This window comes from Bradyrhizobium genosp. P (assembly GCF_049949265.1).
GTDB lineage: Bacteria > Pseudomonadota > Alphaproteobacteria > Rhizobiales > Xanthobacteraceae > Bradyrhizobium.
On the sequence record NZ_CP188195.1, the window covers coordinates 1779469 to 1796952 of the forward strand.

Sequence of the window (17484 nt, forward strand, 5' to 3'; positions counted from 1 at the left end):
AGGCATGACCGCAAGCTATTTTCAGGCCCTGGGCCGTTCATCGCCGCTCGTCATCGTCAGCAATCTCTGCAAGTCCTTCGGTGGCCAACCTGCGCTTGACAATGTGAGCCTGACGGTTGCCGCCGGCGAGAGGGTTGCGCTGATCGGCTCCAGCGGCTCCGGCAAGACGACACTGCTGCGCTGCGTTGCGCACCTTGAAAAGCCGACCAGCGGCGAAGTGATTGTCGCCGGTCGTCACGTCGGCGATCGCACCGTTGATGGACGAAAGATCGTGATGCCCGATCGGGAGCTCGCCGAGATCCGGACCGGCATCGGAATGGTCTTCCAACGGTTCAACCTGTTTCCGCATCTGACCGCGCAAGAGAACATAATGCTCGGACCTCTTAAGGTTCTGCGGAAGAGGCGCGACGAGATCGAACCGTTCGCGCGGGACCTGCTGACAAAGGTCGGTCTTGCCCACAAGGCTGACGCTTATCCGGAACATCTTTCGGGCGGACAACAGCAACGGGTCGCGATCGCCCGTTCGCTCGCCATGCGCCCGAAGCTCATGTTGTTCGACGAAGCGACGTCGGCACTTGACCCTGAGCTCGTAGGCGAGGTGTTGGAAGTCATGCGGCAACTCGCCGCCGACGGCATGACGATGCTGATCGTTACCCACGAAATGGCCTTCGCGGAGGAAGTCGCCGACCGAATCGTGGTTATGGACCACGGCACGATCGTGGACGAAGGGCCGCCGGCGGAACTCATCGCCAATTCTCGGCACCCGAGAACGCTGGCCTTGCTGCGCCCGAAGCGGGACCGTGGCACCAATTTGCGATCGGTCTCATGAACGAGTGGGCTCGATTCGCATCGATGATGCCCGAGTTGTTGTCGGCGCTGCTGTCGGGCGCATTGATCACGATCGAGATCACGTTCTTTAGCTTTATCTTGGCAACGCTAATCGGCGCAGCGCTTGCGGTCATCCAGTCTTTCCCGGCAAAGCTGCCTCGCGCAGTCATCCGCGTTTATGTTGAGGTTATGCGCGGGACGCCGGTCCTGACGCAGCTATTCGTACTCTACTTCGGGCTGGCCCAGATCGGCATCAAGCTCGATCCGATCCCGGTCGCAATCTTGGGCTTCGGCGTCAACGGGGGCGCGTTTCTGACCGAAGTATTCCGCGCCGGCCTTCAGTCAGTCCATGTCGGCCAGAGCGAAGCCGCCTTCATGCTTGGCATGACCCGGCTGAAGGCATTGCGCTATGTGCTCCTGCCGCAAGCGATGCGCGTGGTTACACCACCTCTCGCCAATTATGGGGTCGGTCTTTTGAAAGAAACGGCCTTGGCGTCTGCTGTCGCAGCTCCGGAGCTTAGTTTTTACGCCCGCAACCTTGTGACGAAGACCTATCTGAGCGGCCCGATCTACGTTTCGGTGGCGGTCATCTACATTGCGATGAGTTTTCCGCTGTCTCGCCTAGCGCAACACCTCGAGCTCCGGTTGAGCCGCGGGAGCCGCACGTCATGATCCAGTTGCTCCAGGATTGGTTGCCGCAGCTCCTCCAGGGGGTTATTTGGACCCTGCGGCTCATGGTACTCTCCTTTGCACTTGCCGCAGGTCTGGCGTTTCCGATCGCGCTGGCGAGGCTGTCGGCAAGCAGGACGTTGCGGTTCCTCGCCCATCTCTACGTTGAGATTGTCCGAGGCATGCCCTCGTTGACCCTGTTGTTTCTAATCTATTTCGGGCTGCCTTCTGTTGGCGTCACGTTTCGGGCGATCGACGCCGCCGTGATAGGACTTGGCTTGAATGGTGCAGCCTACGTCTCGGAGATCTATCGCGCCGGCATCCAGGCCATCGACAGCGGACAGCGCGAAGCGGCTCAGATGATCGGAATGCGATACGGCCAGCTACTCCGTTTTGTCATTCTTCCTCAGGCTGTTCGCGTGGTTCTCCCCCCGCTCGGCAACTTCGCCATAGCACTCCTGAAGGACACTTCGGTCGCCTCTCTGATCTCGGCCCCCGAAATGATGCTGCAGGCCCGCGACCTGACCAGCGAATACTTCATGCCGCTGCAAATCTACATGGCCGTCGGCGCGATGTACCTCCTCATGGCGCTCCCGTTGGCGTCCCTCGTTCGTCTAATGGAAAGCCGGCTTAGCGCCCGCTTGCCGAAAGAGAAGGCAGTATGATCATGGAACGGTTCGACGTCATCGTTATCGGTTCGGGTGCTCTTGGTTCGAGCACCGCGTTTCACCTTGCGAAGCTTGGCAAGAAGGTTGCGCTTCTGGACAAGGCTGACATTGCCTCGCAGACCTCAGCACGGGCTGCTGGCCTCAGCGGTCATCTGCGCCAGACGGAAGCTATGACCAAGCTCTCCACGTACGCCGTCAGCAAAATCGAGCGCTTCTCCGAGGAAACCGGAGAACCGATGGAGTTTTACCAGCCGGGTAGCATGTCCTGCGCGAGGCGGCCGGAGGACGTCGCGCTCATCCGAGAGCGTGTCGCGATGGGTCAGAGGCTCAGGATCTCGGCGGAATTGATTTCGCCTGATGAGGCGCGAGCCAAAAACCCATTCCTCGAGACCAAGGGTATACTTGCGGTCTCCTACATGAAGCGAGACGTATACCTGGAGCCGGACCAGGTGCCACGCGGATATGCGCGCGCTGCCGCAAAGCTTGGCGCCACCTTGATGGCAAACACGCGTGTGCTCGAGATCGTGGTCGAGAATGGCGCCGCGACAAGGGTCGTGACCGATCGTGGCGAATTCGCCGCCAGCGCGCTCGTGGATGCCGCAGGCGGCTGGCTTCGCCTGGTTGCGGCAATGGCCGGCGCGCAAGCCCCTGTCATCCCAATGCGCCATCAACTGATGATCACGACGCCTCTTGCCGCGGTAAAGCCCACTCAGCCAGTGACAAGAATTCTCGACGCCAACGTCTATGTTCGACCCGACAAAGGCGGACTGATGTTTGGGGGTTATGAGCCCGACCCCAAACCGTATGATCGCGATACGCTCGCTTCCGAATTCAAGATCGAGCATCTTGAACTCGATATCTCCGTCCTTCGGCGTCTGGCGGACAGCGTGAAGGATCAGTTCCCGATCTTCCAGGAGCATCTTGACCTTCAAGTCCATCGCGGTGGCTTGCCGACCATGACGATCGATGGCGAGCACATTGTCGGCGAGGCACCGGGCGTCCGTGGCCTCTATGTGATCGGCGGTTGCAATGTTGGTGGTCTGTCGGTCTCGCCGGCGCTCGGGCAGATGTTGTCAGAGCTGATTACCACGGGCGAGACCTCCCACGATATCTCTCGCATGTCGCCATCCCGCTTCGCACGCGGCATCTCGGAACAGGAGCTTCAGGAGGGTTGTCGCGAGCGTTATGCCAAATATTACACCTTCCGCATCGGTCAGGTGCCCGTCCCGTCGGTAGCTGCCGCTTCCGCCTGATCGTCAGGCGAACTGCAACTTCGTACTGAACACCTGCATTTCTAGGAGCCCTCTGAGAAAGACCAATATGCCGCCGTCCGACCGCGGAGGCTTCGTCAAAGAGGCTCCCAGAACTTCCCTTTATTGCGCGCACCCGGATTCGCGCAGCCGAGGAGTATTGCCTTGATCAAGAACTTCCACCTCATGCTCGACGACTGCACCAAGGGCATTCCAGCAGGCACGTCGCCCTTCCCGATTGATGAGATTAGGAACAAGGGATGGAACGTGCTCGCAGAGGATCTGGCATTGCCGGTCGCGTTACTGAAACAGCGGGACATTCAGCATAACAGCACATGGATGCAAAACTTTCTGGCGGTGGGGGGCGCGCAAATCGCGCCTCACGGCAAGACGACGATGAGTCCCGAACTCTTCAACGTCCAGATGGAGGACGGCGCCTGGGGCATCACGTTGGCCACGGCTCACCAGGTTCAAGTCGCACGAAAGTTCGGCTTTCGCCGGATCTTCTTTGCGAACCAATTGATCGGAAAGGCCGCGATCGCAGGCGTACTGAACGAGATCAAGAACGATCCAACGTTCGAGTTCTATTGCATTACAGATTCCCTGGTGAACGTGGCAGAACTCGCCCGAGCGGCCGCGAAGACCGGCCTTACACGCCCGCTCAACGTGCTTGTCGAACTTGGCTATCAGGGGGGCCGAACCGGGTGTCGCACGCTCGAGGAGGCCCTCAGCGTGGCTCGGGGCATCGCGGCCGAAACCGGTCGGCTGGCGCTCGCCGGCGTCGAGGGCTTCGAAGGCCTGATGCGGGGAAAAACCGCGGCCGAATCCAAAGCGATGGTCGATGCTTACCTGAGCCGCTTGATAGATCTCGCCGAGGAATGCGAAACGGCAGGACTTTTCGCGACGCGCCAGCCGATCATCAGCGCGGGGGGCTCCCAATATTATGATCTTGTCGTCGATCAACTCCATGAGCGGGGCATAGCGTCACGTTTCCTGCTGCTGCTGCGTAGCGGCTGCTATCTCACCCACGATTCCGGTCTCTATCGACGTGCCTTCGAGCAACTCCGGGAGCGTAACCCCGCACTCGCCGCGGTCCAGGGTGGGCTGCGGCCGGCGCTGGAGGTCTGGGCCTATGTTCAGTCGCGCCCAGAGGATAGGAAGGCGATCATCAATTTCGGCAAGCGTGACGCCTCGCATGATGATCCACCGGTCGCGCTGAGTTGGTATCGGCCAAGTAGCGCCATGCCAGCGCCTCAGCCGGTCGGTGAGGGCTATCGCGTGTCGCGCCTCAACGACCAGCACTGTCATCTTGAAATTCCAGCCGAATCGCCGCTTGCCGTCGGCGACATGATTGCCTTCGGCATCTCACATCCCTGCCTGACCTTCGACAAGTGGCGCGCCCTCTATGTCGTCGATGATACCTATCAGGTGGTTTCCGCCATCAGCACTTATTTCTGACCTGAGGATCCCATGCCGTATGACGTGATTACCCTAGCTGACCGAGGCTACCGCTACCTTCCTTCGGCATTCCAGTATTCGGCCGGTATACAGGCCTTGGACGGCTTCATCATCCGGCGAATTAATTTCGCTAGGTGGGTGCCGATGGTCGAGGGCTTCGAATATATCTCGGCGTTCTTGAAGAAACGGGGCCTTCCGCCGACTGCCTTTGTCGCTTGCGAATTGCGGTCGAAGCTGCCTTTTTCGTCGGATGGTTTCAAAGCGTTCAACACAATCTACGCTGACGTGCTGCGCAAATGGGGAATCTTCGAAGGCGACAACAATCCCGTTGCGCGCAGCAACGTTTGTCCGGAGATCGACCCGCCCATGGAGACAGTCTTCTATTCGTTTTCTTATGTCGAACCGGACGACGCGAAGACGCCGAGGAGCCGTCCTTCCTTCGTTATCAGCGGGGGCGCCGAGACGATTTCCGGGCTGGAACAGCCCGACGAGCGGATTGTCGCTTATCGGGATCTTTCGAAAGAGGGCATGAAACGCAAGATTGATCGCACCTTCGACGAGATGACCGGCCGCTTGGGTTCTCTCGGCCTGCAATGGGCTGACACCACCTCGGTCCAGGCCTACACCGTGTTCGATCTCTATCCGCATTTTCTTCCTATTATCACTGTCGGTGGCGGCGCGCAGAACGGCCTGACGTGGTACCCTTGTCGTCCACCCGTACAGGATGTCGACTTCGAGATGGATTGCCGGGGTCTCGAGACCGAGACTTTCGTCACGTCTTAATTTCCAAGGGATGCTGACCTGAACGCCACGTCGGCCGGGCTACCGAAATCGCGTCCTTGCCGAGGGCGGCGAGGCGCCGGTTCGGCCTTCCGACTCGTCCTTAGCAGCGGCCAGTATCGATCGTTGGTCTGTCATTGACGTCGCAGACACCTCTCATTCCCGAGAAACTTTTCCCCTGGATGCAGGAGACCGTTCGTCAGTTCGGGACCGATATTTTACGGCTGAAGGGGAATCGTCCAATTCCAGGACGATCTCAATCGGTTTGTTATTTAGGGGTGCACATATTGCTCGAGGAGACCATCAACGGTCCTGGAAGCCCCATGAACTCCGAACAGGCCGTCTGGTCTTCATCGGCACGACTTGCCGGACGACGTCCGGGAATGTCGACCTCGTTCGGTCCGCTGCGCGGCTGCGAGTTCTTCGATCGTCACGGGTATGAGCGAGAAGTGGAGGTTGTACATCGGTGTCCGCCAAGTCCGGTAAGCGCGGCGAGATCAAAGGCGTTGTCGGTTCTCGCACTGTCTCATGGTAGGAGTGCAGTGCGCCCAAGCATTGCCTTACCCCGGCAGCAAATGCGCGACCTCCGCCTTGAGAAAGGCAGCATCGGCCGGATTGGCGCTCGGATTGCCTGCGCGATGACCCCACACGCTCGGGATCGGCCGCAGGGTTCCGGTTGCGAGATGGCGAAGTTCGGCCGCATTATCCGCTACGCGGAAATAGAGATCTGTCTTGCTCGGCATCAGAAGCATTTGCGCCTTTATGGACTGGAGCGCTTGTATGAGATCGCCATTGTAAAGAGTGTTGCCGCTGATATCGCCGTGAAACCAAGCGAGTGCCTGCGCATAGAGGTTCGCCGCGCGGCATCGCGAAAACCGCTCGGCCCAATTGGTGCGGACGAAGGTTTCGAGATCGGGCGCGCCGAGCGCGCTTTTGTAGAGGCCGGCACGGTAGAAATCCTGGCTCAGGCCCCACGCGGCATAAATGTGGCCAAAGGCCTTGAGCGCCAGCACCGGCTCGCTCGAAAAGCGGCCATTGCCGGTATGCTCGGGCGCGGCTTCGAGCGTGCGCAACAGGCCGGACAGAAAAACTCTGTTGTGATCGGCTGTGCGGGCGCTGCCGCAGACGACGAAGGCGCGTTCCACCATTTCGGGATAGAGCGCCGCCCAGTGATAGGCCTGCATGCCACCCATCGAAAATCCATAAACGGCGGCGAGTTTGTCCACGCCGCAAATTTCTGTGACGAGACGGTGTTGCGCCCGCACATTGTCAGCGACGGTGACGAGCGCGGGATAATCCGGCGTCTCCGCCGCGCCGGACGATTCCCCATTCGAGAACATGCCCATGGCGATGATGCACCAGCGCGTGGGATCGAGAATGCCCGACGGCCCGATCAACCAGGCCATATCCGCGAGACGCGCGGAATAGCTGCTGGGGTAGAGAATGAGATTGTCGCGCTTGTCGTTGAGCGCGCCAAAGCGCTGCCAGGCAAGCCGGGCCTCGCGGATCACGCCGCCTTTTTCCACGGCAAAATCGCCGAGTGCAAAGCTGCCCGCCTCATTCTCCCAATTCATGGCTCTTCTCCCGCATACCCGCCTCCCTCGAGCAGTGCGCCGCGCCGAGGGCAAACACGCGTCGCCGCACCACGTTTCGCGATTGCTTTGATCATCCCAAATTCATACCCGCCAAAGGGTCGTAGTTTGGATTTGGCGCAGACTGTCCATTCGGCGCACAACCGGCACCCGTGTGCCGGGAGCGCATGTGTGATCGACGCATGTGGTCACCGGTGGAAGCGAAAGTGCTGCTCGAGGCAAGCGGGACGATGGCCACCAGCAGAGCCAAAGTGGCAGCGATGCTAAACTTACAGCGTTTGATTGCCATTGAAGTCTCCATTTCGATGCAGGACGTCCGAACGTTCGGACGTCGCGTATGCACGTAAGACCGGGACGATCTCACCCAACTAAACTGAGGCTCACGAAAGCTCACGTCGCCTTGAGGTTGGACTTGAGGACGTTCGAGGCAGAAACGACGAATGTTGAGCCGCTACCGGCTTACTCGTGCACCTCTTGCTGCTCGACTTCGAGCATAGACCAATGATCGAGACTCGCTGGGCCGCACGCCGGCGCAGCGACAACGGCGATCGGCGCCGGCATCTCGACTACAGCATTCGGTCTGAGAATAGACATCAGTCGAACAATTCATTTTTCAACTAATGCATCGCTGCTTATGAAAGACCGTGCTGCTTTCGGTCTCGTGAAATCCGAGGTCATTCATGTCTCTTCAGATCGCCGATGCCCGCCCTCGTTTGAACAAATCTACTGCGTTCGCGCTCGACGAGCGACATAAGCGCCGCCGCGAGGGTCAATCGTCTCCCGTGCCCAGCGCGCTTGAGCGGCTGGTCAAGCGGATTGGCGGACCTGCCTCGCCAGTCAACCAGCGCGGACTGCTTGAGCGAGAGCAAGAGCAACACTGTGCGCAGCGATGGCATGATCTTGGAGATCGAGCGGCGATCGAAGTTCTCGTCACTAGTCATCTTTCGTTCGCCGCAAAGGTCGCTCGGCGCTATCAGGGATACGGTGTTCCAGTCGCCGACCTCATCAGCGAAGCCAGTCTCGGCCTAGTTATCGCGGCGTCGCGGTTTCAGGCGGACCGCGGATCGCGATTTTCCACCTATGCCCTGTGGTGGATAAAGGCCACGATTCACGATTACGTTCTTCGCTCGTGGTCGTTAGTCAGGATCGGAACGACAGCGGCTCAGAAGAAGCTATTTTTTCGGCTCAGGCGCGAGATGAGAAAATTCGCGAAAAAGGGGGCCAGTCTGACGCCGCAACTGGCTGCAGTGATCGCTGAAGAACTGGCTGTCCGCCCTCGTGACGTGATTGAGATGGACGGTCGGCTGCGCGTTGATCTTTCTCTGAACGTGCCAGTGAGCAACGAGTGGGGAGAGGAATGGCAGGACCTGCTCGTCGACCATTCGCCCAGTCCGGAGGCGCTAATGGCGGCGGACGATGAAAACGCGCAAAGAACAGACGCTCTGCATGCCGCACTGAATGTACTCACAGAGAGGGAGAGGCGGGTATTTGTGGCGCGGCGCCTGACCGAACATCCCCAAGAGCTGGAGAAGCTCGGGCGAGAATTGTCTGTTTCAAGCGAACGCGTACGACAGATCGAAACCAGCGCCTTTGAAAAGATCAAGCGTGCAGCCAGGCGCAAGCTGTGGTTTCGCAAGGAGCCATGCTGATGCGGATCCGCACCGAACGACGATTTCGCCAAGGTCGATCAATCGCCGTGCTGCTCGCGCACAAGCATTAGCCAAGCCTTTGCTGCATGGGAAAGATAGGCTCCTCGGCGCCACGTCATCCCGATATGCCAATCGATCTTCGGATTGACAAGTAGCAAGCTGCGCAAGCCGGGGTGATGTTGCTGCTCTGCGACCATCTTCGGGAGAAAGGCTACACCCATGCCGGCAGCAACGAGCTCCATGACGAAATCGAGTTGGCTGCTGCGTGTAGAGACGGTTGGTTCAAAGCCGGCTCGTCCGCAGGCGTCAACTACCAGGCGACTTATCGCGAAACTGGAATCGAACATGATGAACGGCATCTGCTTCAGGTCGGCCAGATCGATACACTTCTTTCGTGTAGCGAATTCTCTTGCTGGAAGCAGCGCCACCAAAGGTTCGCGTCTTACGCTCTGGCATTCCAAGCTATCTGCAACCGGGATGGTTGAAGCGGCGAAATCAAGATCGCCGGCAAACAGAATTTCCTCCAGGCGGTCACTGCCATTTTCGACGAGAGAAATGTCGATGCCAGGGTAGCGCTTCCGATAAATTGCAAACAGCGGGGCGAACAAGGTACTGCTCACCATCGGAGGCAGGCCAAGCCGAAGTAAGCCGCGTTTCAATCCTCGGACTTCATCCAGCTCGCTCAGGAGATCGTCTCGTTCCGCGAGGATACGCAGCGCGCGCCGGTAGACGATCTCTCCGGCGGCAGTCAGCGTACTTCGATGCCCGGCGCGATCCAGCAGCAGAACGCCGATTTCATCTTCGAGCTGCTTTACCGCCTTGCTGACGGTCGACTGCGTCGCGAACACGACTTTGGCTGCTTGAGAAAAGCCGCCTTGCCTTACCACTTCGACGAAGGCTCGCAACGTTCGTATCTCCATTCTCATTCCATATCAGAAATCTCGCTGCTCCTGATCGATCCGCACCCCGCACCGAAACCGCTGTGCCGGTACGCAAGCCGAACACGGCCGAACCCGGGTCTCACGAAAGCGTGCTTGTTGTCGATACTGAACCCGCTTGAAGAGGATATCAAGTAACATATATCTAATATGTTAGTGGGGGATTACCCCGTGATCTCGCCCGTGGAACTGCCACCAAATCTTTAAGCGGCGCGATGTTGAGAATTACTTGTCGTGTGAGGGGCGTCTTCGATATGAGCCAACTGACAAGGGCGTTGCGAGCCGCAAGACCATCGCTGCTCTTCGGACTTCGTTTCTGGGCGTCAGCCTGTCTTGCCCTCTATGTCGCGTTCCGCCTTGAGCTGGACAATCCCTATTGGGCCGCCATTTCCGCCTCGCTCGTCTGCCAGCCGCAACTCGGTGCGTCGCTGCGCAAAGGATGGTTTCGGATGATTGGCACGTTTGTTGGCGCTGTCGCAATCGTGGTGATGAGCGCGTGCTTTCCGCAAGACCGCGTGGCATTCCTGATCAGCCTGTCGCTCTGGGGTGGTGCATGCGCGTTCGCAGCCACGCTGCTGCGCAATTTCGCCGCCTATGCCGCAGCCTTGGCCGGCTACACGGCGGCGGTCATCGCCGGCGATCTGCTTGGAGCCGTCGGGGGCCTGAACGCCGAGGTGTTCACGCTTGCCCTGAGCCGCGTTGCCGAGATCTGCATTGGCATTGTTGCTTCCGGCATCGTTCTCGCAGGGACCGATTTTGGTAGCGCTCGGAGCCGACTGGCGTCACTCTTCGGGAATATAATGGCCGCGATCGCCGGCGGATTTGTCTGCACCTTCAAGCGTGTCGGGCACGGATTGCCCGACACGCTGCCAGTGCAGCGCGACCTGATCCGCAATGTCATCGCTCTGGAACCAATTATTGATCAAACCATCGGAGAAGCTTCTCAGATCCGTCATCACTCACCGGCATTGCAACGAGCTGTCGGTGGCTTGTTCACGGCATTGTCTGGCTGGCGCGAGGTGGCAAATCACCTTTCTCGCCTGACCTGCGGTCGGGCCCACGCGGAAGCGGTCAGAGTTTTGGAATGTCTTCCGCCGGAGCTGTCGTTCGCCTGCGAGCGAGCCGATGTGGCAGACTGGATCAGCCATCCTGCCGATTTGCGGCAGAGTTGCGAAGCCGCAATTGCCCGCCTCGTCGCGCTGCCTGCTGATACGCCCTCCCTTCGCCTGCTCGCCGACAAATCCGCAGAGGCGCTCGCGGGCCTCGCCAATGCGTTCAATGGCCTGGCTTTGCTCGTTGATGATGCTGCTCGGCCTGTTCCCTACTTTCAAGCCGCTGCGCGCTTGCACGTCCCTGATTGGCTGCCCGCGGTGATCAATGCCGGTCGCGCCTTCATTGTGATCAGCCTGGTCGCGGTGTTCTGGATTGTCACGGCGTGGCCGGGCGGTGCGATCGCGATCACCTGGGCCGCAGTAAACGTCATTCTGATGTCGGCTCAAGCCGACCGGGCCTATCACAGCGCGTTGCGGTTCACGATCGGCAATGGTCTGGCCGTGGTCTCTGCTGCAATCGTATTGTTCGCCGTGCTTCCCAGAACGCAGACGTTTGCAGGGTTCAGTTTGGCTGTCGGTGCGTACATCGTACCCGTCGGTGCTCTCCTGACGCAGCCCTGGGAAACGGCGCTCATCGCACCCATGGCCGGCCATTTCTTCGCGTTCCTGCAACCGGCAAACCCAATGAGTTACGATCCGGAGACGTTCTACAATTCGGCTATGGCAATCATCGGTGGTAGCGCTGCAGCAGCTGCTGCATTTCGGCTGCTACCGCCACTGTCACCCGCGTTTCGCGCACGCCGGCTCCTTCATCTCACATTGCGCGATCTACGTCGCATGGCCGTAGGGCGCACGCCCATCGATTGGGAGGATCATGTCCACTCCCGGCTCTCGGTTATGCCGGAGGAGGCGACTTTGTTGCAGCGCGCCCGATTGTTGGCAGCGCTCGCGGTGGGGAGCGAAATAATTCAATTGCGTCACATCACGTTCTTTCTTGGTTTTGCCACCGATCTTGACCCGGCTCTGAGGGCAATTGCCTGTGGAGAATGCGCATCCGCAACTGAATATTTGGCGCGCCTCGACGCCGCTCTTGCTGGTGCTACCGGAGCCGGGTTGGGAACCCAGACCGTCCTGCGCGCGCGCGGCAGCACATTGATAATTTCGGAGGCGCTGATTCGATACAGTGAATACTTCGGGGGAGCCGCCGGATGAAGTTTGCCGAGCTCAATTTGTTTGGCGTCTACGTCGCGCCGATCTCTGTAGAACTCGGCATCGCCTGGGTACTAACGATTGTTCTGCGTCGCACAGCCGATCGTTTCGGTTTGATGCGCCACGTCTGGCACCCCGCGCTATTCGTCGCTGCGGTCTACATGATCGTTCTGTCGTCGCTCGTGCTTATTGCCGCCAGATGAGGTCGCATGCAGGACATCGGGCCCGAATCGCCATCTGAAGCCAATCATAAAGATGAGCTACCTTGGTCTCCTGATCCGGTTCTCCGAAGGCCGCGACGTCTGATGCCGCGGATCCTTCCAATGTCTATCACCTTCATCGCTCTTGCGCTCGCGATGGTGCTTAGCCGAGCGACGTGGGATTCCTACATGGGCGCACCGTGGACCCGCGATGGCACGGTTCGCGCCTACGTGGTCACACTTGCGCCTGAGGTAGCAGGACGCATTGTTGAGCTGCATGTTGCTGACAATCAGTTCGTGCACAAAGGCGATGTGCTGATGGTCGTGGATCCGACGAACTTTAGAATTGCTCTGAAGCTGGCCGAAGCAGCGGAGCGCCAAGCGAAGGCGATGGCCGAGAATGCCAAAGGTCAGGCGGAACGCCGGCGCAAACTAAGCGATTTGGCCGAGACCGTTGAGGACAGGCAGATTTTCGAGGCAAACGCTATCGCGAGTGATGCGCAATATCAGCAAGCGGTTGCCCAGCAAGACCTGGCGAAGGTCAATTTAGAGCGCACCATAATCCGCTCTCCGGTGAATGGCTGGATTTCCAATCTGCTGTTGCAACAAGGCGACTATGTGACGGTTGGACGGAACGCAGTTTCCGTGATCGATGCCGAGTCCTTTTGGGTTGATGCCTATTTCGAAGAAACCAAAATTGCTGCTATGCACGAGGGCGATCCCGCTCAGATCAAATTGATGGGTCACAAGCAGGTCGTGCGAGGCGAGGTCGGAAGCATCGCCCGGGGCATCACCGTATCCAACGCGCAACCCGGCCAGCAAGGACTTGCGACGGTCAATCCGATCTTCACGTGGGTGCGTCTGGCTCAACGCGTCCCGGTACGAATTCGCATCGACAACGTCCCTGACGATGTTCGTCTGGTTGCCGGGATGACTGGAACTGTACAAATCGAGCCGCGCCTCGGTTTGCCGATCAAGAAAGGCGGACCATAGAGCCGCATTTCGGAACCGCCATCTGTGGTGCTGGTTCGAGCCGACCGCCGCGACTGCGATCGCAAGGTCAAGCCGGGTGACGACCAGCAGACGGCTGCAAACGTCACGCGCGAGCAGGTCGGTGCCGGACTTCCTGACCGTCTCGAAATGGCAGTCGGTCTCACCTCTCCTTAAGCCGCCGCGATGCTGCGACTCCTGCGGCCGCCTCTCTTTATGTTTCGCCTTCCGCGAAAGTCTCCATTCGCGCGCCGGCGCGCTTCACCGCAAGCGCATTGACATGATTCGCGTGGCTGCCCTGCGCCGACACTTGTCAACCGACCAGGATGAGAGATCGGTCTCAACTTGCTGTGAGGTGATTGAAATATGCATGAGATATGACTAATATGTCAGTAAGCGACAACCCAAGGAGTTGAATCATGGAACTCAAAGACTCCCCGATGAGCGAGCGCCAATGGAAATACCGAGCTACTTACCGCGACCGGGTGGCCGGTTGGTATAACGGATGGCTACACGTGCTGCTGATCTACACGATCGGCTTCACGGCTCTCTATGTCTACCTATCGAGCATTCGGGACGTTCACTGGTGGGAATATCTGACCGTACCTGTGGTGCTTTTGACTGCCAACTTCTTCGAGTGGGCCGTGCACCGCTACGTCATGCACCGTCCCTGGAATATGCCGCTGCTACGTGCGATCTATGTTCGGCACACGCTGATGCACCATCAATTCTTCACCGAGGAGGAAATGCACTTCGCCGATCACCATGATTGGCGGGTGACGTTCTTCCCTCCCTACGCGCTTGTAGTCTTCACACTGATGTCGGTTCCGCCAGCCATTGCTGCCGGCTGGTTCATCTCGCCCAACGTGGGTTGGCTGCTCATTGCGACGACTACCTCGATGTACATGCTTTACGAGTTCATGCACTTCTGCTGTCACGTGAACGAGAACTGGTTCGTCCGCTACATGCCGCTCGTAAACACCATCCGGAGGCACCATGCTGCGCACCACAATCCGGCGATCATGATGGGACGAAATATGAATCTGACGTTCCCGCTCATGGACTATCTTATGGGCACTTCAGACCTCGATCGTGGCCTGCTCGGTCACCTCTTCAACGGCTACAACACGCGCTACATCCGCAAGGACATCAGGCATGCGGCCAGGACGCCGCGCGTCGAAATGACAAAGATGATGGCGGAGTAGTCGTGGGCGGGTGGAACGGTACGGCCGTTCCACCCTCTCTTAAAGGAAGCACATCATGACCCAATTCGAGCCAAACGCGATTGCCTTGCTCTGGTTCATTCCTCTGTGGAGTGCCTGCTGCCTTGGCTTCCTGCATCTTACCGGAATGTTTCCCATCAACGATACCTCAAGCGGGGCACGTGCGCTTGCGTTCCCCAACACGATCCTATTCACGACTCTATTGGCAGGCACTCTCGCGTTGGCACACCATGAGTTGCGATGGACGACCATCGTGATCGTTGCTCTGCTTCTCTTTCTCTTTCTTCCCGAGGCGTTTCAGGCCTTGCCGGCGCGATGGAAGGATGGGCGTTCCGGTGCGGTGGCGGTAAGCTTCATGCTCGCCTCCGCAATCGCAGCCCTGATTTTCATGGTGGGCGCAGACCTGCTCACTGTTTAGCTAAACCTCAACTGGAGATTATCATGACAACCCCTGTAAAATTCCTGCTTTCGATAGTCTGTCTGCTAACTGCCGCCGGCGCATATCTCTCCCTTTCACTCGACGGAAAGACCGGACCAAGCGTCGCTGTCGCGTTCCTTGGGATTATCACAGCCACGGCGTCGTGGGCCTTCCCCGATGTCCTCAGAAAATCTCCGACTTCGTCGAAATGAACAGTAATGGTGAGAATGATGTTAGAGGAAGTTTGCGGTACTCAGGAGGAATCAATGAAGACATATAGAGGAGAGCGGACCATCGATGGCGTCTCAGTTCTAGTCGATGGGAAGCCGTTGTCACCCCACTATGAGACGTTGAAATTGACCAGCCGTGGCTTCGAATGGAGCTATGAAGGGTCCGAGCCGTCCCAACTGGCTTTTGCCCTTCTGCTTGATCACATAGGCGATGAAGCTACCACAAAGCGTCTCTATGTTCGGTTCATGAAGCAAGTGGTGGCCAATTTCGATAATAGCTGGGAAATTACCGGCGCAGATATTGATGCCGCTATTGCTGCTCTCGGCTTCAGCGGCTTGAAGATCGCGGCCGGCTCAGAAAGGTAATCCATGTCTCTCAAGTACCGAGCAGCGGTTTTGCACGAGATAGGGGCGCCGCTTGCCATTGAGCAAGTGCAGGGCATTAACCTGTCGCCTACCGATGTCGTTGTAAGGGTGCAAGCTGCGGGCCTCTGTCATACGGACCTGGAAGCAATTGACGGATCGCTGCACTATCCGTTGCCCATGATCTTGGGCCATGAGGCGTCGGGAATCGTCGAGCACGTCGGGTCGGCGGTCACAAATGTTCGGGCCGGCGACCATGTCATCTTGTCGTGGAATCCACATTGTGGTCGATGTTTTCATTGCGATCGGGGGCAACCGATATTGTGCGAGACGTACCTCAGCGAAGGACCAAAAGGAGTGCAATTTGATGGCTTGTCGAAAGCCGCGCTTGTTGATGGCGAAGCGCTGTGCCATTTAATGTTCTTGGGTGCATTCGCTGAAATATGCATCGTTCCCGCACAGCAGGCGATTCCCGTTTCGAAGGATATTCCGTTCGACCTGTCATGCCTAATCGGCTGCGGTGTGATGACGGGGGTCGGCGCTGCATTAAACGTCGCTGATATCCAGCACGGCGACACGGCGTTGGTGATTGGATGTGGTGCGGTGGGGCTCTCCGCAATACAGGGTGCCCTCATGGCGGGTGCAACCGCAGTCATCGCAGTGGATCTGGATGAGCGGAAACTTGCGCTTGCTGCCAAGCTTGGTGCCACTCATACGGTTAATGCACGTCACGTTGACGCCGTCGAAGCAACGCGAGAAGCCACGCGTGGTCGCGGGGCTGATGTTATTATCGAATGCGCCGGAAATTCCCTGACCTTTCGTCAGTCGACTGAAGCCGTCCGCGTGGGCGGCCAAGTGATCTGGCTAGGAAAGATTGACGTGTCAAAGGACGCCAGCTTCCGTTGGGGGTCCCTGATGGGCGAGAAGCACTTGCGGCGATCAAGCTACGGCGGCGCACGACCACGAATTGATTTTCCGTTCCTCGCACAAGCCTATTTAAGCGGAAAGCTGAAGCTCGACGAACTTGTCACCAGAAGGATCAAACTCGAGGAGATAAACCAGGGCTTTGAGGACTTGCGAGCAGGAAGATCAATCCGGACAGTGGTGAAATTATAGCCAATAAAGCGACGTCGGTTTTTCCTTCACGAACGCTACCAAAAATCGACTGCGGGCCAAGTGAGGCCAACCGTCGACATCTTGCAGATTGGCGAGGAGGCCCATGAAGAAGCACGTTAACCGACTTGAGATTTGTCGACGCGAGCTGTTGGCCGGCGCGGCTTATTTTGCTCTTGGAGCTTCGCGTTCCGGCGCGACTGTTATTTTCGACCATCTTCCGTGGACCCCCAACGCCGGCGCGCCTCCTGTCGCCGCTACGCTCGGCCCTTGGCTCTTCTTCACGAACGAAGAGGGCAGAGCGGTCGAAGCACTCGCCGATCGCATCATTCCAGCCGACCCAGAGACGCTCGGTGGCAAGGAGTCCGGATCCGCAGTGTTCATCGATCGGCAGCTCGCCGGCCCCTACGGACGCCAAGACGGCCTGTACGTCAGACCGCCCTTCCTGAAAGGAGCCAGGAACCAGGGCCATCAATCCGAGAAGGGACCAGCGGAGCAATATCGCGAGGGACTCGCGGCGCTGGACAAGGCTTGCAAAGCCCAACTCGGCGGCAAGGTCTTTTATGAACTCTCCGATGCCGACAAGGACCGTGTGCTCGCCGGCGTCGAAAGCGGAGAATTCAAGTTCGACGACGTCGACGGCAAGGCCTTCTTCGAACAGGTCGTCAAGGACGTTCAAATGGGGTTCTTCGCCGATCCAATCTACGGCGGCAATCGGGAAATGGTTGCGTGGAAGATGATCGGATACCCCGGCGCCCGCTACAACTATCTGGATTGGGTCAGCCGGCATAACGAGAAGTTTCCGTTGCCGCCGGCCAGCATGACAGGGCGCGCCGAATGGACGCGGAGGTAGC

At 58.5% G+C, this 17484-nt stretch carries 17 protein-coding genes; 15 read left to right on the forward strand and 2 right to left on the reverse strand.

From position 1 onward, the window contains the following. Positions 1-4 precede the first annotated feature (4 nt). From ACP2YO_RS08685 to cnbZ, 6 genes are all read left to right on the forward strand, one after another. Positions 5-829: an amino acid ABC transporter ATP-binding protein gene (locus ACP2YO_RS08685; RefSeq protein ID WP_426440483.1), complete on the forward strand. Its 825-nt coding sequence runs from the start codon at positions 5-7 to the stop codon at positions 827-829. Then, the gene (locus ACP2YO_RS08690; protein WP_426440484.1) at positions 826-1500 is read left to right on the forward strand and encodes an amino acid ABC transporter permease; all 675 of its coding nucleotides are present in this window, start codon (positions 826-828) and stop codon (positions 1498-1500) included. Before ACP2YO_RS08685 ends, ACP2YO_RS08690 begins: the two co-directional genes overlap by 4 nt. After that, on the forward strand, positions 1497-2162 hold the full coding sequence (locus ACP2YO_RS08695) for an amino acid ABC transporter permease (protein WP_426440485.1): 666 nt from the start codon (positions 1497-1499) through the stop codon (positions 2160-2162). The genes ACP2YO_RS08690 and ACP2YO_RS08695 overlap by 4 nt, the downstream gene beginning before the upstream one ends. After that, on the forward strand, positions 2159-3418 hold the full coding sequence (locus ACP2YO_RS08700) for an NAD(P)/FAD-dependent oxidoreductase (protein WP_426440486.1): 1260 nt from the start codon (positions 2159-2161) through the stop codon (positions 3416-3418). Before ACP2YO_RS08695 ends, ACP2YO_RS08700 begins: the two co-directional genes overlap by 4 nt. A 162-nt stretch (positions 3419-3580) precedes the next feature. After that, positions 3581-4873 (forward strand): amino acid deaminase, encoded by a 1293-nt coding sequence (locus ACP2YO_RS08705; RefSeq protein ID WP_426440487.1) that lies wholly within the window; start codon positions 3581-3583, stop codon positions 4871-4873. Positions 4874-4885: 12 nt separating this feature from the next. After that, positions 4886-5656, forward strand: a complete 771-nt coding sequence (gene cnbZ / locus ACP2YO_RS08710; RefSeq protein WP_426440488.1) for a 2-amino-5-chloromuconate deaminase CnbZ — start codon at positions 4886-4888, stop codon at positions 5654-5656. 557 nt (positions 5657-6213) lie between these two features. Here the strand turns inward: cnbZ and ACP2YO_RS08715 are convergent. Continuing rightward, a complete protein-coding gene (locus ACP2YO_RS08715; protein WP_426440489.1) occupies positions 6214-7227 on the reverse strand; it encodes an alpha/beta fold hydrolase in 1014 nt (337 codons plus the stop codon). A 698-nt stretch (positions 7228-7925) separates the two neighbouring features. Between ACP2YO_RS08715 and ACP2YO_RS08720 the strand changes: the two genes are divergently transcribed. Then, entirely contained in the window at positions 7926-8894 is a 969-nt protein-coding gene (locus ACP2YO_RS08720; RefSeq protein ID WP_426440490.1) for an RNA polymerase factor sigma-32, read from the forward strand. Between the two features lie 38 nt (positions 8895-8932). Here the strand turns inward: ACP2YO_RS08720 and ACP2YO_RS08725 are convergent, their stop codons facing one another. Further along, positions 8933-9814 (reverse strand): LysR family transcriptional regulator, encoded by an 882-nt coding sequence (locus tag ACP2YO_RS08725; RefSeq protein ID WP_426440491.1) that lies wholly within the window; start codon positions 9812-9814, stop codon positions 8933-8935. A 272-nt stretch (positions 9815-10086) separates the two neighbouring features. On the opposite strand from ACP2YO_RS08725, the gene ACP2YO_RS08730 reads away from it, so the two are divergent. The 8 genes from ACP2YO_RS08730 (at position 10087) to ACP2YO_RS08765 (ending at position 17483) form a co-directional block, all read left to right on the forward strand. Continuing rightward, a complete protein-coding gene (locus ACP2YO_RS08730) occupies positions 10087-12096 on the forward strand; it encodes an FUSC family protein (RefSeq protein WP_426440492.1) in 2010 nt (669 codons plus the stop codon). Next, positions 12093-12296 (forward strand): DUF1656 domain-containing protein, encoded by a 204-nt coding sequence (locus ACP2YO_RS08735; protein ID WP_426440493.1) that lies wholly within the window; start codon positions 12093-12095, stop codon positions 12294-12296. The genes ACP2YO_RS08730 and ACP2YO_RS08735 overlap by 4 nt, the downstream gene beginning before the upstream one ends. 120 nt (positions 12297-12416) lie before the next feature. Next, entirely contained in the window at positions 12417-13286 is an 870-nt protein-coding gene (locus ACP2YO_RS08740) for an efflux RND transporter periplasmic adaptor subunit (protein ID WP_426440494.1), read from the forward strand. Positions 13287-13702: 416 nt separating this feature from the next. Continuing rightward, on the forward strand, positions 13703-14488 hold the full coding sequence (locus ACP2YO_RS08745; RefSeq protein WP_426440495.1) for a sterol desaturase family protein: 786 nt from the start codon (positions 13703-13705) through the stop codon (positions 14486-14488). 55 nt (positions 14489-14543) lie between these two features. Beyond that, positions 14544-14924, forward strand: a complete 381-nt coding sequence (locus ACP2YO_RS08750) for a hypothetical protein (protein WP_426440496.1) — start codon at positions 14544-14546, stop codon at positions 14922-14924. A gap of 266 nt (positions 14925-15190) precedes the next feature. After that, positions 15191-15520 carry a DUF6166 domain-containing protein gene (locus ACP2YO_RS08755; RefSeq protein WP_426440497.1) on the forward strand — a complete coding sequence of 110 codons (330 nt, stop codon included), beginning with the start codon at positions 15191-15193 and terminating at the stop codon, positions 15518-15520. 3 nt (positions 15521-15523) lie between these two features. After that, positions 15524-16633: a Zn-dependent alcohol dehydrogenase gene (locus ACP2YO_RS08760; protein ID WP_426440498.1), complete on the forward strand. Its 1110-nt coding sequence runs from the start codon at positions 15524-15526 to the stop codon at positions 16631-16633. Between the two features lie 103 nt (positions 16634-16736). Continuing rightward, complete coding sequence (locus ACP2YO_RS08765; RefSeq protein ID WP_426440499.1) at positions 16737-17483, forward strand: gluconate 2-dehydrogenase subunit 3 family protein; 747 nt, start codon at positions 16737-16739, stop codon at positions 17481-17483. The last annotated feature ends 1 nt before the right edge of the window (position 17484 follow it).

Excerpts from the sequence above, each read along its gene's own strand:
- ACP2YO_RS08755 (WP_426440497.1), top strand. The coding sequence starts at position 15,191 with ATGAAGACATATAGAGGAGAGCGGACCATCGATGGCGTCTCAGTTCTA.
- ACP2YO_RS08715 (WP_426440489.1), bottom strand. The coding sequence starts at position 7,227 with ATGAATTGGGAGAATGAGGCGGGCAGCTTTGCACTCGGCGATTTTGCC.
- ACP2YO_RS08725 (WP_426440491.1), bottom strand. The coding sequence starts at position 9,814 with ATGGAGATACGAACGTTGCGAGCCTTCGTCGAAGTGGTAAGGCAAGGC.
- ACP2YO_RS08690 (WP_426440484.1), top strand. The coding sequence starts at position 826 with ATGAACGAGTGGGCTCGATTCGCATCGATGATGCCCGAGTTGTTGTCG.
- ACP2YO_RS08750 (WP_426440496.1), top strand. The coding sequence starts at position 14,544 with ATGACCCAATTCGAGCCAAACGCGATTGCCTTGCTCTGGTTCATTCCT.
- ACP2YO_RS08700 (WP_426440486.1), top strand. The coding sequence starts at position 2,159 with ATGATCATGGAACGGTTCGACGTCATCGTTATCGGTTCGGGTGCTCTT.
- ACP2YO_RS08730 (WP_426440492.1), top strand. The coding sequence starts at position 10,087 with ATGAGCCAACTGACAAGGGCGTTGCGAGCCGCAAGACCATCGCTGCTC.
- ACP2YO_RS08695 (WP_426440485.1), top strand. The coding sequence starts at position 1,497 with ATGATCCAGTTGCTCCAGGATTGGTTGCCGCAGCTCCTCCAGGGGGTT.
- ACP2YO_RS08720 (WP_426440490.1), top strand. The coding sequence starts at position 7,926 with ATGTCTCTTCAGATCGCCGATGCCCGCCCTCGTTTGAACAAATCTACT.
- cnbZ (WP_426440488.1), top strand. The coding sequence starts at position 4,886 with ATGCCGTATGACGTGATTACCCTAGCTGACCGAGGCTACCGCTACCTT.
- ACP2YO_RS08740 (WP_426440494.1), top strand. The coding sequence starts at position 12,417 with ATGTCTATCACCTTCATCGCTCTTGCGCTCGCGATGGTGCTTAGCCGA.
- ACP2YO_RS08765 (WP_426440499.1), top strand. The coding sequence starts at position 16,737 with ATGAAGAAGCACGTTAACCGACTTGAGATTTGTCGACGCGAGCTGTTG.
- ACP2YO_RS08745 (WP_426440495.1), top strand. The coding sequence starts at position 13,703 with ATGGAACTCAAAGACTCCCCGATGAGCGAGCGCCAATGGAAATACCGA.
- ACP2YO_RS08760 (WP_426440498.1), top strand. The coding sequence starts at position 15,524 with ATGTCTCTCAAGTACCGAGCAGCGGTTTTGCACGAGATAGGGGCGCCG.
- ACP2YO_RS08735 (WP_426440493.1), top strand. The coding sequence starts at position 12,093 with ATGAAGTTTGCCGAGCTCAATTTGTTTGGCGTCTACGTCGCGCCGATC.
- ACP2YO_RS08685 (WP_426440483.1), top strand. The coding sequence starts at position 5 with ATGACCGCAAGCTATTTTCAGGCCCTGGGCCGTTCATCGCCGCTCGTC.